Genomic DNA, 18,508 nt, shown 5'->3' on the forward strand with positions numbered 1-18,508 from the left:
CTCTTCCCCCGTGCGGCGAGCGCGAGGGGGAGGCTGATGACGCGCGTGTTCGGCGATCCGGTGGACGTCTGGGTGAGCGACGGCCGTCCGGTCCGGTTCGTCTGGCGTGGCCGGCTCTACACCGTCCGGCGGGTGCTGGAGCACTGGGTCACGACCCGCGACTGGTGGCGGGAGCGGCAGCCCGACGGCGAGGCCACCGGCGAGCGGGAGTTCTGGCGGATCGAGGCGACCCCGGACCGGGAGATCGGCGTCTACGAGCTGCGTTATGACGTGGCCGCCGACAGCTGGCTGCTATCCCGGGTATGGGACTGACGTGCATATTCATGTCGCTTCGTCCTATTCGCTCCGGTTCGGTGTGGCGCCGCCCGCGGCGCTGGCGGAGCGCGCGGCGGTCCTCGGCATGGAGACGCTGGCGCTGACCGACCGCGACGGCCTGTACGGCGCCGTCCGGCACGTCCGGGCGTGCGCGGACGCGGGGATCGGCGCCGTCGTCGGAGCCGACCTCAGGGTCGCCTCCACCGGGGAGGAACGCGTCGTGGTCCTCGCCGAGGGCCGCGCCGGATGGCGGTCGCTGTGCCGGCTGGTGACCGCGGCGCACGCGGCGGGCGAGCGCGGCCGCCCGCTGGTGACCAGGGAGATGGTCGGCGCCCACGCCGAGGGACTCATCGTCCTGCTCGGCCCGGCGTCGGACGTCGGGCGGGCCCTCACCGGGCGGCGCCCGGACGTGGCGGCGGCCCGGCTGGCGGCCTGGCGCGCCACCGCCGAGACCGTGATCGAGATCGTCGATCACCGCGACAGGGGCGACGGCCCGCGGGCGGCGCGGATGCTCGCGCTCGCCCGCGAGGCCGGCGTGCCCGCCGTGCTCGGCAACGCCGTCCGCTACCTGGACCCGTCGGACCACCCGGTCGCGCAGGTCCTGGACGTGACGCGCCGCCTCGTCCCGCTCGACCGGCGGCACCTGGACGACCGCACCGGCCAGGCGTACCTGAAGTCGGTCCCCGAGATGCGCCGGGTCGCGGAGGGGATCTGCGGCCCGGACGGGGCGGAGGCGCTGCTCGCGGCCACCCGGCGGCTGTCGGAGCGCTGCGTCCTCGATCCCGGCCGCGACCTCGGCATGGACGAGGTCCACCTGCCGGCCGTCGACGGCGACCCGCACGCGCGGCTCGCCGCCCGGTGCGCCGACGGGATGGCGCGGCGCGGGCTCGACGGGTCGCGTGAGGCCGCGGCCCGGCTCGACCAGGAGCTCGGCGTGATCGGGCGCAAGGGCCTGGCGCCGTACTTCCTCACGGTCGCCGACGCCGCCGCGCTGATCAGGGCGCGCGGCATCCGCTGCGCGATCCGCGGCTCGGGCGCGGGCAGCCTGGTCAACTACCTGATCGGCATCGGCGACCTGGACCCGCTGCGGCACGACCTGGTGATGGAGAGGTTCCTCGCCGACAGCCGCGAGGGGCTGCCCGACATCGACCTGGACGTGGAGTCGGCCCGCCGGCTGGAGGCCTACCAGGCGCTGTTCGACCGGTTCGGCGCGGACGCCACGGCGTGCGTGTCGATGATGGAGACCTACCGGGCGCGCAGCGCGCTGCGCGACGTCGGCAACGCCGTCGGGCTCCCGCCGCACGAGATCGACGCCATCGCCAAGGCGTTCCCGCGGATCCGGGCGAACCAGATCCGCGCGGCGCTGGACGACCTGCCCGAGCTGCGGCAGAGCAACCTGGCGGCGGGGCGCCTGGAGGTGCTGTTCCGGATCGCCGAGCGCCTGGACGGGCTGCCCCGCCACATCGCCATGCACCCGTGCGGCGTCCTGCTGTCGAACCCGGGCCTGCGGGACCGGACGCCGGTCGAGCGCGCCGCCGTGGGGTTCCCGATGAGCCAGTTCGACAAGGACGACGTCGAGGCGATGGGGCTGCTCAAACTCGACGTGCTCGGCGTCCGGATGCAGTCGGCGATGGCGCACGCGGTGGCGGAGGCCGCCCGGGTCACGGGGGAGACGATCGCGCTGGAGGACATCCCGCGCGACGACCCCGCGACGTACGCGCTGGTGCGCACGTCCCGGACGCTCGGCTGCTTCCAGATCGAGTCGCCCGGCCAGCGGGAGCTGATCGGCCGGCTCCAGCCCCGCGACCTGGACGACCTGGTCATCGACATCTCGCTGTTCCGCCCCGGCCCCGTCAACTCCGACATGGTGACGCCGTTCCTGGAGGCCCGCGCCGGGACCCGGGAGCCCGCCTACCCGCATCCCGACCTCGAACCGGCGCTGCGGGAGAGCCTCGGCGTGATCGTCTTCCACGAGCAGGTGCTGCGCGTCATCGACGTGATGACCGGATGCGGCCTGTCCAAGGCGGAGGCGGCGCGCCGGAGCCTGAACCACGAGCGGGGCCAGGCCGTGGTCGGCGCCTGGTTCCGGGAGCGGGCGCTGGCGCGCGGCTATGACGGGGCGACGGTCGAGCGCGTGTGGCGGATGCTGACCGCGTTCGGCGCGTTCGGCTTCTGCAAGGCCCACGCCGCGTCGTTCGCGCTGCCCACCTACCAGTCGGCCTGGCTGAAGCGGCACCACACGGCCGCCTTCTACGCCGGCGTCCTCACCCACGACCCCGGCATGTACCCCAAGCGGGTCATCCTCGACGACGCCCGGCACTTCGGCGTCCCGATCCTGCCGCTGGACGTCAACCGCTCGGACGCGGACTGGCGCGCCGAGCCCGTCCCGGCGGGCGGCCCGGCCGGGATCCGGGTCGCGCTGAGCGAGGTCAGGGGCATCTCCGACGCCGAGATCGGCAGGATCGCCGGGGCCCGGCCGTACCGGTCGCTGCCCGACTTCTGGCGCCGCGCCCGGGTCTCGCGGCCGATCGCCGAGCGGCTGGTCCTGGCGGGCGCGTTCGACGCCCTCCACGAGGGCGTCCCGCGCCGCGACCTGCTGTGCCGCGTCGGCGCCCTCGACCGGGTCACCGCCCGTCCCGCGCACGTCCCGGAGGGCCAGCTCCCCCTCGGCCGGGAGGACGGCGACGGGGACCTGACCGGCGTGGAGGCCGGCCTGGCGGAGGAGATCCCGGCGGGCGGGCTGCCGCCGATGACGCCCGCCGAGGTGGTCGAGGCGGAGCTGGACATCCTGGGCATGGACGTGAGCCGGCACGTCATGACCTTCTACGCCGGGCTGCTCGCCGGGCTCGGCGCCGTCCGCGCCGCCGACCTGCCGGGACGTCCGGACAAGAGCGAGGTCCTGGTCGCCGGGGTCAAGGTGGCGACGCAGACCCCGGCGGTCAGGTCGGGGCAGCGCGTCATCTTCGCCACTTTGGACGACGCGACCGGCCCGGTCGACCTCACGTTCTTCGAGTCGGTGCAGGACCGCTGCGCCGCCACCGTGTTCGGCTCCTGGCTGCTCGTCGCCCGGGGCCGGCTCCGCCGCGCCGGCGACCGCGCCGTCTCGATCACCGCGAACGCCTGCTGGGATCTGAACGCCCTGCACGAGGAGTGGCGCCGCGGCGGCCCGGACGCCGTCCGGGCGGCCATGGCGGGCCCGCCCGGCCGGGGGCGTCCGGTGGGCCGCCGCATCGTCCAGCCCACGGGCTTCGCGATGTCGCCGTACTCCGACATCGGCCACGCAGGCCCGGCCGTCAGGCGCCCGCCGCGCACCGCCCTCTGGCACACCAGCCAGGGAAGCTCCGGCCCCACCCCTACCTGATCCGGTCCGAACCGGTCACCGGGTGATCTGGATCCGGGTGATCTGGAAGACGGTGGCCATGCACAGGGCGGCGGCCAGAGCCTGGAAGGCGGCCGCGGCCACGCCGACGTGCACGTCGAGGCGGGCGTCGGCGAGGGTCTCGACGCTGCCGTGCGCGAACACGCGGCCGAGGACGAGGCCGAGCAGGGCGCACGCCCACCAGCCCACGACGACGAGCCCGGCCGCCTGGCGCTCGGCCGTCCGGTACCGGCCGCTGTTCACCCACACCTCGTAGACCATCCGGGGCGGCAGCCACAGGTTGACGACCGGGAGGAACCAGCCGAGCAGCACCCAGGCGCGGTGGTGGCGGTGCGGGCCGGGGGACTGGTGGAACGCCCGCCACAGCCAGGTCAGGTACAGCAGGCCGGTGACCGCCGCCATGATCGTGCCGATCGTGAACACGTCCGCGTAGGGCGCGAGGGCCTTGCCGGTGGCGGCGGCGTCGTAGCTGTCGTGCGTCGCGCCGTGCAGCGGGCGCGCCAGCCTGAGCAGGCTGATCCCCGAGCCGAGGGCCACGAACGCGTTGAAGCCGAGCAGCATGAACACGGCCACGCCGACGGCGCGGAAGTCGCGGCGCCGCGCCCACGCGCCGCAGGCCGGGCACCGGTCGACCTCGGTCGGGATGATGTCGCCGCACAACGCACACGGCATGATCCACCTCCCCAGGGCCTTTGCTGTTGGCTGTTTTGGATACTACGTACGTTTGACTGGCACGGCCCAACGGGAGTTCAGGCCCTTACAGGATCGTCACATGTGAAATACGAGCCATGTCGCCGCGCCCGTCGCGGCCGAGACCGCGGCGGCCCAGGCGGCGAGGCGCCCGAGGCCGCCTGTGGACAGCAGCCGCTCGGGACGGAACCCGGTCACCACCAGCAGCGCCCACCATTCGGCGGTCAGCGCGATCGTCGCGTACAGCGACCCGAGGCCGATCAGGGCGAAGAACAGGACGGTGCCCGCCGGGGTCGCGACGTGCGCGAACAGGGCGGGGCCCCGTGCCGGTCCGTGCAGGCCCCGCCGCAGGGCCAGCAGGACGGCGCCCCAGCCCACGGCGAACAGCACCCACACGACCAGCACGGTCACGGGCAGTCCGTTCAACGACTCCGGTGCCAGTGCCGAGCCTCCCCCGTCTTCCGTCCCTTCCCCGTCCGCGTTCCCTCGCCGAGGCCGTCAGGTCATGAGGCCCGACTCCCAGGCCCATGCGGCCGTCGCGACCCGGTTCCGCGTGTCCAGCTTGCGGTTGACGCTGCCGAGGTGCGTCTTGACCGTGGAGAGCGACACGTACAGCTCCGCGGCGATCTCCTCGTTCGTCCGGCCGCGCGCGACGAGCCTGACCACGTCCAGCTCCCGTTCGGTGAGCGGCTCGCGCGGCCGGACGGGTCGCGCGGGCGGCCTGGCCAGGTGCTCCAGCAGCCGGACGGTGACGGACGGCGACACCAGCGACCCGCCGTTCGCCGCCGCGCGGACGGCCTCCACCAGCAGCGCGGGCCCGCTGTCCTTCAGCAGGAACCCGACCGCGCCGCCGCGCAGCGCGCCGTAGACGTACTCGTCCATGTCGAACGTCGTGACGATCACGACGCGGGGCGGGTCGGGGACGCCCGGCCCGGCGAGGGCGCGGGTCGCCTCCAGCCCGTCCATCCGCGGCATCCGGATGTCGAACAGGCACACCTCGGGACGCAGGCGGCGGGCCAGCGCGACGGCCTCGGCGCCGTCGGCGGCCTCCCCGACCACCTCCATGTCGGGCTGCGAGTCGACGATCATCCGGAACCCGGTCCGGACCATCTGCTGGTCGTCGGCGATCAGTACGCGGATGGTCACCCTGCCGATTGTGTCGCATCACCGGTTATCCGTCCGAAACGGGGAGCCGTGCGACGACCTCCCACCCGCCCTCGGGGCGCGGGCCCGCGTGCAGCCGCCCGCCGAGAGCGCCGACCCGCTCACCCAGCCCGGTGAGCCCGAACCCGCCGGACGGCAGCCGCCGGCCGCCGCGCCCACGCCCGTCGTCCCGCACGGCGACCTCGACGTCGCCTCCGACCCGCGCGAGCGTGACCCGCACGGACGCGGCGTCGGCGGCATGCTTGCGGACGTTGGTCAGCGCCTCCTGCACGACGCGGTGCGCGGACGCCGCGACCTCCGGCGGAAGCGTCCCGAGGCCGGGCTCCAGCGTGAGCGCGGCCGGCGGGTGGGTGAACCCCTCGACGAGGTCCCTGAGCCGCGCGATGTCACCGAGCGGACGGGTACTGGAGCCGCCGTCCGGGACGGCCTCCCCGTCCGCGGCGTCGACGTTCTGGGCGTCGCGCAGCAGCCCGACCATGCGCCGCATCGACGTGAGCGCCTCGGTGCCGGCCTTCTCGATCTCGCCGAGCATCCGGTCGAGCTGCTCCTGCGTCTGCGCGGCGCCGGACCCGGCCGTGAACCTCGCCGCCTGCGCCTGGACGACGATGCCGGTCACATGGTGGGCGACGAAGTCGTGCAGGTCGCGGGCCAGTTCCAGCCGCTCGTCGCGCCGCGCCGACGCCAGCGACCTGGCCCGCCGCGCGTCCAGCGCCCGCAGGTAGAGGCCGACGCCGAGCGCGATCGCCACGGTGATGCCGAGCGGCGCGGTGAACAGCGCCGCCGCGATCGGCGACCAGCGCAGCGGGGTCGCCAGGATCGCCGCGCCGAGCAGGACCGCGATGGGGACGAGCCGGTCGCGACGGGCCTTCCACACCACCCGCGCGATGACGATCAGCAGGCCGCCGATCTCCGCGAACAGGCTCGGGGCGCCGGCCTCGGGCCGGACCACCGTGCCGAGGCACAGGGTGCTGAGCGCCGACAGCGCCCCCGCCCCGGCCGCCCACACCAGGAAGCCGCGCCCGGAGACCGCAGCGAAGTTGGCCACCGCCGCGACGAACACCATCCACAGGGCGGAGGGGTCCCCGATCCCGGCGGCCGTGCACGCCAGCAGGTACAGGCACGCGAACCCGGCGTACGCCGCGCGCACCACGCAGCCGCCCACCGAATGGATGCGATCCAGCCGTGCCCCAACGTCACTCACGCTCAGGCAGCGTACGACCCGACGCGCACCACGGAATCGACCATTCGGCCGATCCCACCACCGGAGACGCCTCCACGCCCGATGCGGGCGCCCGCCGCGCCGGTCCACTGTTGCGCTCTGTGATCGCTGAGCCTGCTCCGGAGTCCCGGTCTGCTCGAATAAAGGTTCGAGAATGTCAGACCCTCCGCGTAGCGTTGACCTTGTGATTCGGGAGACATCGGGAACAGATGTCGAACCGGATCGCTTTCAACGACGTACCTAGGGGTATGTGACAGACGGTGGCGCTCGCACAGGCGCGGCCCCACCGGGCGAAGGAAGGGGCGTTGGCAGTGAGCGCAGCGACCGGCACGTTCCATCTCACCCACCCGCGGCTGTACGGGCCCGCCGAGCGGACCGTCGTGGAGCCGTGGCTCACCGAGCTCTCCCATGCGACGCTGAACGCCTACGCCGAGACCGCGCCCCCGCTTGCGGCGGTCGAGGCCCTGCCGGTGCGTGTGCAGCCCCTGCCCGCCCGCCGCATCGCCGTGGCGGCCTGACACGAACCACCGGAAAGGGATCGAGGCCGGTGCCTCGATCCCTTTTCTCATGCCTCTATGTCTCACATATTGATACACACTTCTCAAAATCTGAGAAGCCGTCGTACGGTGAGGGCACCGGACACAGAGAGGTGATCCCCATGACCGCGAAGGCGACCTACACCCACGGCCACCACGAGAGCGTCCTCAGCTCGCACCAGTGGCGCACGGTCGAGAACTCCGCCGCCCACCTGGTCGGGCACCTGCGGCCCGGCCTGTCGGTGCTGGACGTCGGCTGCGGGCCGGGGACCATCACCGCCGGGATCGCCGAACGCGTCGCGCCGGGCCGCGTCGTCGCCGCCGACTCCGCCGAGGCCGTCCTGGACGAGGCCCGCCGGAACACCGCCTCGCTGGACAACGTCGAGTTCGCGGTCGCCGACGTCCACGCCCTCGACCATCCCGACGGCACGTTCGACGTCGTCCACGCCCACCAGGTCCTGCAGCACGTCGGCGACCCCGTCCAGGCGCTGCGGGAGATGCGCCGCGTGGCCCGGCCCGGAGGGATCGTCGCCGTGCGCGAGGCCGACTTCGGCACGATGGCCTGGTACCCGGACCCGCCCGGCATGGACGCCTGGCTGCCGATCTACTACAAGGTCGCGCGCGGCAACGGCGGCGAGCCCGACGCCGGCCGCCGCCTGGTCTCCTGGGCGCGCGCCGCCGGGTTCACCGACGTCACCGCGTCCGCCTCCGCCTGGTGCTACGCCACCCCGCAGGAGCGCGAGTGGTGGAGCGAGTCGTGGGGCGGCCGCCTGATCAGGTCGTCGGTCGCCGACCACGCCGTCGCCGGCGGCCACGCCACCCGCGCCGAACTCCAGCGCGTCTACGAGGGCTGGAAGGCGTGGGCCGCCGCCGAGGACGGCTGGTACTCCGTCACCCACGGCGAGATCATCTGCCGCGCCTGACCGCCCGGGGCCGTCAGAAGGGGCCGGTGAGGTCGCCGAGCTTGTCGGTCAGCTGCAGGTTGTGGGAGTAGTCGACCGGGACGGTGATGACGGAGACCGCGTCCTCGGCGAGGGCCTTGCGGAGGGTGGGCAGCAGCTCGGCGGCCGACTCGACGCGGTAGCCGCGGGCGCCGAAGCTCTCGGCGTACCGGACGAAGTCGGGGTTGCCGAACCTGATGTTGGAGCTGCGCCCGAGGTCGAGGTCCATCTTCCACTCGATCAGCCCATACGCGGAGTCGTCCCAGATCAGCACGGTGATGGGGATGTTCTCGCGGACGGCCGTCTCCAGCTCCTGGCTGTTCATCAGGAACGCGCCGTCCCCGGTCGCGGCCAGCACCCTGCGGTCCGGGTGCGCGAGCTTGGCGGCGATCGCGCCGGGAACGGAGAAGCCCATCGACGACAGGCCGTTGGAGACGAGCAGCGTGTTCGGCTCGTAGGTCGGGTACATGCGCGCCATCCACATCTTCACCGCGCCGGTGTCGGCCAGGACGATGTCGCTGCGGCCCATGGCGGCGCGGACGTCGGCGACGATGCGGCGGGGGGAGAGCGGGTGGCCGTCCTCGGTCGCGCCCTCGGCCAGCTCCTCCTGGAGCATCCGCCGGATCCTCTGACCCGTCGAGCGGAGCTCGTCCGTTGGATGGTGGTGGGCGGGGGCTGGAGGACGGTCTGTCGAGCGGAGCTCGTCCGTTGGATGGTGGTGGGCGGGGGCTGGAGGACGGTCTGTCGAGCGGAGCTCGTCCGTTGGTTGGTGGTGGGCGGGGGCTGGAGGGTTCACGTCGAAGCGGCGGTGGACGGAGTCGGCGAGGGCACGCAGCGAGCGCGAGACGTCGCCCTGGATGCCGACCTCGACCGGGTAGTGGTCGTCGACCTCGGCGGGCGACTGGTGGATGTGGATGATCTTCTTGTCCGCGTTCGGGTTGATCTTGACGGGGTCGAACTCCTGGAGCTCGTAGCCGACGGCGATCAGCACGTCCGCCTCGTCGAAGCCGAAGTTGACGTAGTCGTGGCGCATGAAGCCGACCGCGCCGAGGGCGTTGCGGTGGTCGTCGGGGAAGACGCCCTTGCCGTTGAAGGTGGTGGCGACCGGCAGGCCGAGGCGCTCGGAGAAGTACACCAGGGCGTCGCTCGCGCGGGCCCGGGTGGCGCCGTGGCCGGCCAGGACGACCGGCCGCCGCGCGAGGGCGATCACGTCGGCGGCGCGGGCGATCTGGGCCGCGGAGGGCTCCTGCGCGCGCACGACGTTCACCGGCAGCGGCCCGAGGGAGGCGGGGACCTCGGCCGACTCGACGTCCTCCGGGATCGCCAGGTAGACGGCGCCGGGGCGTTCGGTCTGCGCCGTCTTGAACGCCTTGCGGACCATCTCGGGCAGCGCCTCCGCGCGCGGCGCCAGCTCCGACCACTTGGTGATCGGGCGGAACAGGGACACCAGGTCGACGATCTGGTGCGACTCCTTGTAGATCCGGTCCAGGCCGACCTGGGCGGAGATCGCGACGACGGGCGTGCTGTTGGTGGTGGCGTCCGCGACACCGAGCTGGAGGTTGATCGCGCCGGGGCCGAGCGTGGCGGAGGCCACGCCCGCCTTCCCGGTGAGCCGGCCGTAGATCTCCGCCATGAACGCGGCGCCCTGCTCGTGCCGGACGAGGATGTAGCGGATCGGCGAGTCGTTCAGCGCGTCGACGAAATGGATGTTCTCCTCGCCCGGGATGCCGAAGACGTACTCGACGCCTTCCGCCTCAAGGGTCCTGACGAGAAGCCGGGCGGCGTCCTGCGTGGACATCGTGTGTCCCATCTCCAGTCTGCGTCTGTCCTGGGTGCTTCCGGTGCAGCACCCGGGTCCCTACCTCCATTCCGCGCGATGATGTGTTCTCGATCTCTCAGGAGTCGGCCATCTCCTTGATGGCGCGCAGCGTCGGCTCGTCCTTCACCCCGGCGATGAGCAGGGTGGTCACCGGGCTGTCCCGCCACAGCGCCAGCCTTTCCCTGATCCGCCCGAGCGGGCCCAGGAGGGAGATCGCGTCGGCCAGCCCGTCCGGCACGGCCTTGATCGCCTCGTCCCGGCGGCCGTCGAGGAACAGCTCCTGGACGCGTCCCGCCTCCTCCGCGTAGCCGAGCCGGCCGATCAGGTCGAGGTGGAAGTTGCGGTCCTTGGCGCCCATCCCGCCGATGTAGAAGGCCAGCGGGATCTTGGCGAACTCCAGCGCGGCGGCCAGGTCGTCGGTGACGATCGTGGTGACGGTCGCGGCGATCTCGAAGCCCTCGGGGCGTCCGGCCAGCGAGCCGCCGAAGACGGGCTCGATCTGCTCGGGGTCGACGAACAGCGGCAGCCAGCCCTGCGCGACCTCGGCGGACAGCGCGACGTTCTTCGGCCCCTCCGCGCCCAGGTAGACCGGGATCCGCGGGCGCAGGGGGTGGGCGATCGACTTCAGCGGCTTGCCGAGGCCCGACCCGCCCGGGTAGGGCAGCGGGTAGTGCGGGCCCTCGCTGGTGACGGGGGCGTCGCGGCGCCACACCTGCCGGACGATGTCGAGGTACTCGCGGGTGCGGGCGAGCGGCTTCGGGAACGGCTGCCCGTACCAGCCCTCCACGACCTGCGGGCCGGACGCGCCGAGCCCGAGGATCACGCGCCCGCCCGACAGGGCGTCCAGGGTGAGCGCGTGCATGGCGGTGGCCGCCGGGGTCCGCGCCGACATCTGGACGACGGCCGTGCCCAGCTTGATCCGGGACGTGCGGGCGCCGTACCAGGCCAGCGTGGTGAACGCGTCCGAGCCGTACGCCTCGGCGGTGAACACCGAGTCGTAGCCGCAGCGCTCGGCGGCCAGGACCGTCTCGGTCTGGTCCTCGGGGTCGCGCTGCCAGTAGCCGACGTTGATGCCGAGCTTGAGTTCCGCGGTCACGTTGCACCCTCCGGTAGTCGACGCACCGGCGATACTAGAACACGTTCTATTTTCGCGGAAGGGGACTCGCTCCGAGGGTGGGGCGCGGTCGCGCCCGGGCACGGCGCGGGGCCGCGGCGAACCTCGCCGCGGCCCCGCCACCGGTCGCTAGCTCTCCTTGATCCCGCCCAGCAGATCCCGCCAGGCGGCCGGCGTCAGCACCAGGGCCGGCCCGGACGGGTCCTTGGAATCGCGCACCGCGCGCAGGTCACTGGACAGGGCGGCCATCTCGACGCACTGGTCTCCGCTTCCGCTGCGGGACGACTTGCGCCAGACGGCCAGGGTGAGTTCGCGCTGGAGGTGGGTCACAGGCTGCTCCTTGCTGCCTTGGCTATGAGGTGCGCGGACTCCTCGGGGGACAAGGCCCGCTTCACGATCCGTTCGAAGCGGTCCCTATGTTTTGCTATTTCCTCGGCGCTCTCAAGGTAAACGTCGCCCATAGTGCCCTCGACGTAGGCGATATCGGGGTCTGCGGGGTCTGGATACGACAATATGGTGAAACGTCCATCCAAGCCCGCATGCGCCGCTGCTGTGTAGGGGAGTACCTGGATCGTCACGGATGGGCGGGTCTCTCCGGCGGTGACGAGGGCGTCCAGCTGGGCCCGCATCACCTCCTCGCCGCCGATCGGCCGGTGCAGCACCGCCTCGTCGAAGATCACCTGGAGGCGCGGCGCGTCGGCGCGGTCCAGCAGCGCCTGCCGGATCTTGCGGGCGGAGATGCGGCGCTCGATCTCCTCGTCCGAGGGCAGCAGCCGGCCCGCCGTGATCACCGCGCGGGAGTAGTCCTCGGTCTGCAGCAGTCCGTGCACGAGCTGCGGGTCCCAGGTGCGGATGTGCGAGGCCTCGTCCTCCAGTGCGACGTAGCTGCCCGCGAAGACGTCCTGGTAGGCGGTCCACCAGCCGCGCTGACCGGCCTGCCGGGCCAGGGTGATGAGCGCGTCGCGGTCCGGGCTCGGCACGCCGTACAGGTCGAGGATGTCGGCGATGTCGCCGGGCTTGGGGCGGGTCTGGCTGGTTTCCAGGCGGGAGACGGTGGCTCTCGACCAGTCGAGCCGGTCCGCCACCTCCTGCAGCGTCAGGCCCTGCTCATCGCGCAGCTTGCGGAGCTCCCTGGCGAGGCGGCGGCCACGGACGGTGGGGCGGTAGGTCATGGGAGTGGAGTCTTTATCACTCCCGCCGCCCGTCACAACGCGATTGACGAACCCGGCAGGAAGGTCAGAGCAATTCCATGAAGGGTGTTGCGATTGTGAGAATCTCACGAGACTCTTGGATCCGTGATCGGTCGTAAACCGACAGTGACGATCGATCGCGCCCGCCCGCCCTTCGCACTCGCACCAGTCACGCGGGAGGAACCGTGAAGACCACGCCAGCTGATCTGACGGCGGAGACCATGGCCGACGCCCTGGCGGGCGGTGATCCAGCCCGGGGCGACGGCGTGCCCGGCTGGGTGTGGGCCCTGCCGGGCGGCCCCGGAGGCGCCGGGTACGCCCGCCGCGTCCTCTGCGGCGCCCTCGCCTCCCTCGGGGTGCCGCCGGACGGGGCGGCCGACGCCCGTCTCATGGTGAGCGAACTGGCCACCAACGCCCACCAGCACGCCGGAGAGCACGGCCCCCACGAACTGTGGCTCTACATGGGAGACGGGACGGCGGGCGAAGTACGGTGCGCCGTCTTCGACACCTACGCGGGAGCCGGACTGCCCGTGTACTCCTGGACGTCCGGCGACTGCGGGCGAGGGCTCAGCATCGTCCACGAACTGTCCCACGGACGCTGGGGCCTGCGGCGGACCCTCTCCCGCCTCGGGCCGCCCGTCCGGGGCAAGGCCGTCTGGTTCGCCGTACCCGGAACCATCGAGACGCCTTCCGACTAGCGAACGCGGCATCGCTTCGCGGTCTGCCCGGTGTCGCTCCCCCTCGGATTTGCGGCACCGGGCAGGTCACGCCTTCGCGCGCGTGGCCGAGGCCACTTCGAGATGGGTCCTGACCCGCGCCTGCCCGTGGCCGGGTCTACCGGGGCTTCTCCAGGGCGGGGCCGATGTCGCTGACCAGCGCGAGCAGCGACCGGGTGAGCAGCGTGCGCACCTGGTCGCGGTCGAGGGTCTTCTCCTGGAGCCACTGGCGCGTCGCAGCGTCCGCGAGCCCGGAGTAGGCGCGCAGCACGGCCCGCAGCGTCTCGGTGGGCTCGGCCACGCCCAGCACGGCCAGCATGTGCTCGACCGTCTCGTCCCGGAACCGGTTGACGATGCGCAGGAGTTCGGGGTCCTGCCCGAACCCCTCGGCGTCGAGCGCGGCGAACCACGTGGTCGCGTTGCGCTCGGCGGTGTCGAGGAACAGGTTGACGAGCAGCTCGACCGCCTCGGGCAGCGCCAGCCCCTCGTCCGGTGGCGGGGCCTGCATCGCGGCCGTGGCGGTCAGCCCCTGGACGACCTTGAGGAACAGCTCCCGCTTCGTCCCGAAGTAGTAGTGGATCAGGCCGCGCTGCACGCCGGTCTCCCGCGCGATCGCGGCCGTGGACACCTCGGCGTACGGCAGCTCGGTGAACATCCGCCGCGCGACGTCCAGGATCTGGGCGCGCCGCTCGTCCGGGGACAGGCGCTGGTAGCTCACCGCGACAGCCTATTCTGTGGGCGGCCGGCGCCGTACGGCCGCGACCGATCCGCCGCTCGTCGGCGTGCCATGGCGCCGCGCCGACGGCGCCTCCGGGAGGCTCGTCGCCGACGACCAGGAGGGACGGCACAGGTGACCGCTGCGGAGAAGACGCTCGTGATGTACGGAGACGGCGCGCGGGACGCCGCGCGCCGGATGCTGCCGAAGCTGCCGGACGCGTGCTTCGTCCCGATCGCGGCGGAGCGGGTGCGGGAGGCGGTCGAGGCCGGGCTCGCCCAGGTCGTCATGGTCGCCCGCCTGGACGAGCAGGCCGCCTTCCTCGGCGGCGCCGCCGGCCTGCTGGAGTCGATCACGCTGGACATGGACTGCGGGCCCGCCCTGGCCGGACGGGTGGCCGAGGCCACGTCCGGCCAGGACGTCTACGAGCTGTGGGACGCCGCGGGCAGGCTCGGCCCGTGCGGCCGGGAGCTGTGCCGCAGGACGGCCGGGGGCCTCGAACGCCTCGCCGCCGAGGCGGAGGGGTCGGCGGCCAGCCCGGTCGCCGCCCAGGTGGTGCTCCTGGACGCGACGGGAGAGCGCATGGTCGGCATGTACGGGCGGATGGCCCGATAGCGATGCTGACGGTAGTCGGCCGCGACGGGGCGCCCCTTTCGGAGGGGGCCGAGGCGGCTCTGCAGAGTGCCACGCTGGTCATAGGCGCCCCGGGCCATCTGGACGGGCTGTCCCTGGCATCGGGCGCCCGCACGGTCGCCACCACGGAATTCGTCGAGGCGCTGGAAGGCGTCGACGTCACCAAAGAGGACGTCGTACTCGTCGTGGACGGCGACCCCGGTTACTTCGGCGTCGTCCGCGAACTGCTCGAAAAAGGCCACGCGCCAGAGACGTTTCCCGCGACGCCCCTGGTGGCGCGTGCTTTCTCCCAGGCAGGCCTGCCCTGGGACGACGCTCTCGTCGTCTCCGCCAAGGGCGGGCACCTGAGGCAGGCCGTCAACGCGTGCCGCGCCCACCCGAAGGTGGCCGTCCTGACCGAGCCGGGCGCGGGACCGTCCGAGCTGGCGCGCGCGCTGTTCCCCGTGACGCCGCGCTCCTTCGTGGTCTGCGAAGACCTGGGCGGCCCCAGAGAGCGGATCGTCTACGTCCGCCCGGCGGAGGCGACCACGCGCCCCTGGAACGACCCCGAAGTCGTTCTCGTCCTTGACAACCGCCACGCGCTGGGAGAAGCGAGCTGGGTCTCCGGGCCCGTGCCCGGCCCCGCGGGATGGGCGCTCCCGGCGGAGGCCTTCGGCGACGGACCCGGCCCGCGCCCTGAGGTGCGCGCCTTCGTCCTGGCCAAGCTCGGCCCCAGGGTCGGCGACATGGTGTGGGACGTGGAGTCCGGCGACGGCTCGATCGGCATCGAGTGCGCCCGCTTCGGCGCGGCCGTCGTGGCCGTCGACCGCGACCATTCCGCCTGCGCGCGGGTCCGGGAGAACGTCCGCCTGCACGGCGTCAAGGTCGCGATGGCGTCCGGCGACGTCCGGTCCAGCGCCGAGCACCTCCCCGAGCCCGACGCCGTCTTCCTCGGCCGCGGCGGGCCGGAGGCCGTCCAGGTCTGCGCGGCGCTCCGGCCGTCCCGGATCGTCGTCCTCGCCACGGCCGCCGAGGCACAGGCCATACTGGACGAACTGGACGGGCACGGCTTCGCCGCCGACGCCGTCCGGCTCCAGGCCGCCCCGCTGACCCCGCGGGACGAGGTCGCCGAGCCCGTGATCGTCGTCTGGGGCGAACGCGGCGCCCGCACCCCGGGGCGGCCGCCCCGGACGAGCCGCCCCGTCGAGACCATCCCCGCGTTGCCCGGAGTTGTGGAGGAGCGCAGTTGACCGTCCGCCGGCCCCACCCGATCGAGGTGCGCTCGTATGAGGTCCTCCGGTCCCGCGTGGACCTGTCCCCGATGCCGCCGCTGTGGCGGGCGGTGGCCGAGCGGGTGATCCACGCCACCGCCGACCTGGAGTACGCGGTGGACCTGGTGACCACCGAGGAGTCGCTCGCCCAGGGCTGGGCCGCGCTGCGCGCCGGTGCGCCGATCGTCACCGACGAGGGCATGGCCGCCGCCGGGATCAGCGCCCGCGAGGCGGTCTGCCACGCCGCCGACCCGGCCGCCGCCCGGATGGCGCGCGCCGCGGGCATCACCCGGTCGGCCGCGGCCGTCCGGCTGTCGTACTCGGAGGTGGGGCCGGGCGCGGTCTGGGTGGTCGGCTCCGCACCCGAGGCGATCTTCGAGATCGTCGCCCGGCGGGTCAGCCCCGCCCTGGTGATCGGGATGCCGGTGGGCTTCGTCGGCGCCTGCGAGGCCAAGGAGGCCCTGCGCGCCAGCGGGCTGCCGCAGCTCAGCAACGTCTCGGAGAAGGGCGGGTCGGCGGTCGCCGCCGCGGCCGCCAACGCGCTGCTCTACTACGAGGCGGAACGGCCGTGACCGGGCCCGCCGAGGTCGACCTGCGCCACCACGGCGACACCGAGGTCGGCGACGGCCTCGCCGACTTCGCCGTCAACGTCCGCACCGGCACGCCCCCCGCGTGGCTGGCCGACCGGATCCGCGCGTCCGTCGACGGCCTCGCCGCCTACCCCGACCCCCGCCCCGCCCGCAGGGCGGTCGCCGCGCGGCACGGCAGGACCGCCGGGGAGGTGCTCCTCACCGCCGGGGCGGCGGAGGCGTTCGTGCTGCTCGCGCGCGTGCTCACCCCGCGCCGGGCCGTGGTGGTGCACCCCCAGTTCACCGAGCCGGAGGCGGCGCTGCGTGCCGCCGGGCACGAGGTGGAGCGGCTGATCCTCGACAAGGACTTCACCCTCGACCCCGGCGCCGTCCCGGACGGCGCCGACCTCGTCGTGATCGGCAATCCGACCAACCCGACCTCGGTCCTGCACCCGGCCGAGGCGATCGCCGCGCTCGCCGCGCCCGGGCGGACGGTCGTGGTCGACGAGGCGTTCATGGACTGCGTCCCGGGCGAGCCGGAGAGCCTCGCCGCCCGGCTGCCCCCGGGAGTGGTCGTCATCCGCTCCCTGACCAAGACGTGGGGGCTCGCGGGGCTGCGCGCCGGATACGTCCTGGCCGACCCGCAGCTGATCGGGCGCCTGGCGGAGGCGCAGCCGCTGTGGGCGGTGTCCACGCCCGCGCTCGCCGCGGTCGAGGCCTGCTCCACCCCCGAGGCCGTCGCCGAAGGCGAAGCGTGGGCCGTCGAGCTCGCCGCCGAACGCGATCGGCTGGCCGCGGAGCTGTCGGCCAGGGGCCTGTACGTCGTGCCCGGGGCGCGCGCGTCGTTCCTGTGCCTGTCCGTGCCGGACGCCCTGGGTATCAGGGCCCTGCTGAGGCAGCGCGGCTACGCCGTCAGGCGCGGAGACACCTTCCCAGGGCTCGGCCCCGACTGGCTGCGGATCGCCGTGCGCGACCGTCCGTCCAACGACCGCCTGCTGGACGTGCTCGGCGAGCTGGGCATCTGACCCCCCGAAAGGACACCATGAACCTCATCGAGGAGACCGTCGCCTCCATCGCCCCCCTGGACGAGACGGCCATGCGGGACGCCCGCGACCTCCAGGCCCGGCTCACCAAGCCGCCCGGGTCCCTCGGGGTCCTGGAAGAGGTGTCGGTCCGGCTCGCCGGGCTCGCCGGGCAGTGCCCGCCGCCGCTACCGGAACCCGCCGCCGTCGCCGTGTTCGCCGCCGACCACGGCGTCCACGCCCAGGGCGTCACCCCGTGGCCGCAGGAGGTCACGGCCCAGATGGTGGCCAACTTCCTGGCCGGCGGCGCCGTCATCAACGCGTTCGCCGCCCAGGTCGGCGCGGACGTCACGGTCGTCGACATCGGCGTCGCCGCCGAGCTGGAGGAGGCCCCCGGCCTGCTCCGCCGCAAGGTCGCGCCGGGCACCGCCGACATGACGGCCGGGCCCGCGATGACCGCCGAGCAGGTCCGGCGCGCCGTCGAGACGGGCATCGAGGTCGCCCGCGACCTCCACGGGCAGGGCGCTCCGGGGGGCGTGGGGGGCCGTCCCCCCTCGAACGGGCAGGGCGCCCGGTGCCTGCTCACCGGGGACATGGGGATCGCCAACACCACCGCGTCCGCCGCGCTGATCGCCGCCTTCACCGGCCTGCCGCCCGAGCGGGTCACCGGCCGGGGGACCGGCATCGACGACGCCACCCACGCCCGCAAGGTCGAGGTGGTGCGCGCCGCCCTCGACCGGCACGGGCTCCTCGAAGGGCACGACAGGGCGCCGATGGAGGTCCTCGCGGCGGTCGGCGGGCTGGAGCACGCCGCGATCGCCGGGTTCGTCCTCGGCGCGGCCGCCCTGCGCGTCCCCGTCGTCCTGGACGGCGTGATCGCCGGCGCCGCCGCCCTCGCGGCCGCCGCGCTGTGCCCGGACGCCCTCGGCGCGTGCGTCGCGGGGCACCGCTCGGCCGAGCCCGGCCACGGCGCCGCCGTCGAGTCCCTGCGCCTGCGGCCCCTGGTCGACCTCGAACTGCGGCTCGGCGAGGGGACCGGTGCCCTGCTGGCGTTGCCGCTGGTCCAGAGCGCGGCCCGGGTCCTGCACGAGGTCGCCACCTTCGACTCCGCCGGAGTGAGCGAGAAGGACGCCGGGCGGCCGTAACAACGCGATCACGGAATGAGTCACGCTCGGCTATCGAACGGGCGAGGCCCCTCTCCACGGACTCCCCGAGCCGAGTACCTTTGTTCCACAA

At 73.6% G+C, this 18,508-nt stretch carries 19 protein-coding genes; 10 read left to right on the forward strand and 9 right to left on the reverse strand.

The window, feature by feature from the left end:
• Positions 1–36: 36 nt before the first annotated feature.
• Entirely contained in the window at positions 37–312 is a 276-nt protein-coding gene (locus BJY14_RS31240; protein WP_179846891.1) for a DUF6504 family protein, read from the forward strand.
• Positions 266–3,676 (forward strand): DNA polymerase III subunit alpha, encoded by a 3,411-nt coding sequence (locus BJY14_RS31245; RefSeq protein WP_179846892.1) that lies wholly within the window; start codon positions 266–268, stop codon positions 3,674–3,676. The genes BJY14_RS31240 and BJY14_RS31245 overlap by 47 nt, the downstream gene beginning before the upstream one ends.
• Positions 3,677–3,691: 15 nt before the next feature.
• Here the strand turns inward: BJY14_RS31245 and BJY14_RS31250 are convergent, their stop codons facing one another.
• The 4 genes from BJY14_RS31250 to BJY14_RS31265 form a co-directional block, all read right to left on the reverse strand.
• Positions 3,692–4,366, reverse strand: coding sequence for a DUF4328 domain-containing protein (locus tag BJY14_RS31250; RefSeq protein ID WP_179846893.1), 675 nt, complete (start codon positions 4,364–4,366; stop codon positions 3,692–3,694).
• 96 nt (positions 4,367–4,462) lie between these two features.
• On the reverse strand, positions 4,463–4,810 hold the full coding sequence (locus BJY14_RS31255; protein ID WP_246396180.1) for a hypothetical protein: 348 nt from the start codon (positions 4,808–4,810) through the stop codon (positions 4,463–4,465).
• Between the two features lie 72 nt (positions 4,811–4,882).
• Positions 4,883–5,530 (reverse strand): response regulator, encoded by a 648-nt coding sequence (locus tag BJY14_RS31260; RefSeq protein WP_179846894.1) that lies wholly within the window; start codon positions 5,528–5,530, stop codon positions 4,883–4,885.
• A gap of 25 nt (positions 5,531–5,555) precedes the next feature.
• Positions 5,556–6,749 carry a sensor histidine kinase gene (locus BJY14_RS31265; protein WP_312879484.1) on the reverse strand — a complete coding sequence of 398 codons (1,194 nt, stop codon included), beginning with the start codon at positions 6,747–6,749 and terminating at the stop codon, positions 5,556–5,558.
• Between the two features lie 329 nt (positions 6,750–7,078).
• Between BJY14_RS31265 and BJY14_RS31270 the strand changes: the two genes are divergently transcribed.
• Positions 7,079–7,285 carry a hypothetical protein gene (locus BJY14_RS31270; RefSeq protein ID WP_179846895.1) on the forward strand — a complete coding sequence of 69 codons (207 nt, stop codon included), beginning with the start codon at positions 7,079–7,081 and terminating at the stop codon, positions 7,283–7,285.
• 140 nt (positions 7,286–7,425) lie between these two features.
• Complete coding sequence (locus tag BJY14_RS31275; RefSeq protein WP_179846896.1) at positions 7,426–8,226, forward strand: methyltransferase domain-containing protein; 801 nt, start codon at positions 7,426–7,428, stop codon at positions 8,224–8,226.
• Between the two features lie 13 nt (positions 8,227–8,239).
• Here the strand turns inward: BJY14_RS31275 and BJY14_RS45800 are convergent, their stop codons facing one another.
• The 4 genes from BJY14_RS45800 to BJY14_RS31300 form a co-directional block, all read right to left on the reverse strand.
• Entirely contained in the window at positions 8,240–10,042 is a 1,803-nt protein-coding gene (locus tag BJY14_RS45800; protein WP_246396182.1) for an acetolactate synthase large subunit, read from the reverse strand.
• A gap of 97 nt (positions 10,043–10,139) precedes the next feature.
• Positions 10,140–11,159 (reverse strand): LLM class F420-dependent oxidoreductase, encoded by a 1,020-nt coding sequence (locus BJY14_RS31290; RefSeq protein ID WP_179846897.1) that lies wholly within the window; start codon positions 11,157–11,159, stop codon positions 10,140–10,142.
• Between the two features lie 147 nt (positions 11,160–11,306).
• Positions 11,307–11,507: a DUF397 domain-containing protein gene (locus BJY14_RS31295; protein WP_179846898.1), complete on the reverse strand. Its 201-nt coding sequence runs from the start codon at positions 11,505–11,507 to the stop codon at positions 11,307–11,309.
• On the reverse strand, positions 11,504–12,349 hold the full coding sequence (locus BJY14_RS31300; RefSeq protein WP_179846899.1) for a helix-turn-helix domain-containing protein: 846 nt from the start codon (positions 12,347–12,349) through the stop codon (positions 11,504–11,506). The genes BJY14_RS31295 and BJY14_RS31300 overlap by 4 nt, the downstream gene beginning before the upstream one ends.
• Positions 12,350–12,552: 203 nt before the next feature.
• Between BJY14_RS31300 and BJY14_RS31305 the strand changes: the two genes are divergently transcribed.
• Complete coding sequence (locus tag BJY14_RS31305; RefSeq protein WP_179846900.1) at positions 12,553–13,065, forward strand: ATP-binding protein; 513 nt, start codon at positions 12,553–12,555, stop codon at positions 13,063–13,065.
• Positions 13,066–13,201: 136 nt separating this feature from the next.
• On the opposite strand, the gene BJY14_RS31310 is transcribed toward BJY14_RS31305, so the two are convergent.
• Positions 13,202–13,801, reverse strand: coding sequence for a TetR/AcrR family transcriptional regulator (locus BJY14_RS31310; RefSeq protein ID WP_179846901.1), 600 nt, complete (start codon positions 13,799–13,801; stop codon positions 13,202–13,204).
• A 132-nt stretch (positions 13,802–13,933) separates the two neighbouring features.
• On the opposite strand from BJY14_RS31310, the gene BJY14_RS31315 reads away from it, so the two are divergent.
• The 5 genes from BJY14_RS31315 to cobT are packed head-to-tail and all read left to right on the forward strand — an operon-like array spanning position 13,934 to position 18,417.
• Positions 13,934–14,413 carry a hypothetical protein gene (locus BJY14_RS31315; protein WP_179846902.1) on the forward strand — a complete coding sequence of 160 codons (480 nt, stop codon included), beginning with the start codon at positions 13,934–13,936 and terminating at the stop codon, positions 14,411–14,413.
• Positions 14,414–14,415: 2 nt separating this feature from the next.
• A complete protein-coding gene (cbiE, locus tag BJY14_RS31320; RefSeq protein WP_179846903.1) occupies positions 14,416–15,660 on the forward strand; it encodes a precorrin-6y C5,15-methyltransferase (decarboxylating) subunit CbiE in 1,245 nt (414 codons plus the stop codon).
• Entirely contained in the window at positions 15,657–16,253 is a 597-nt protein-coding gene (locus BJY14_RS31325; RefSeq protein ID WP_179846904.1) for a precorrin-8X methylmutase, read from the forward strand. The genes cbiE and BJY14_RS31325 overlap by 4 nt, the downstream gene beginning before the upstream one ends.
• Positions 16,250–17,275, forward strand: coding sequence for an Rv2231c family histidinol phosphate aminotransferase CobC (cobC, locus tag BJY14_RS31330; RefSeq protein WP_179846905.1), 1,026 nt, complete (start codon positions 16,250–16,252; stop codon positions 17,273–17,275). The genes BJY14_RS31325 and cobC overlap by 4 nt, the downstream gene beginning before the upstream one ends.
• A gap of 17 nt (positions 17,276–17,292) precedes the next feature.
• The gene (cobT, locus tag BJY14_RS31335; RefSeq protein WP_179846906.1) at positions 17,293–18,417 is read left to right on the forward strand and encodes a nicotinate-nucleotide--dimethylbenzimidazole phosphoribosyltransferase; all 1,125 of its coding nucleotides are present in this window, start codon (positions 17,293–17,295) and stop codon (positions 18,415–18,417) included.
• Positions 18,418–18,508 lie beyond the last annotated feature (91 nt).

The organism is Actinomadura luteofluorescens (assembly GCF_013409365.1).
Lineage (GTDB): Bacteria > Actinomycetota > Actinomycetes > Streptosporangiales > Streptosporangiaceae > Spirillospora > Spirillospora luteofluorescens.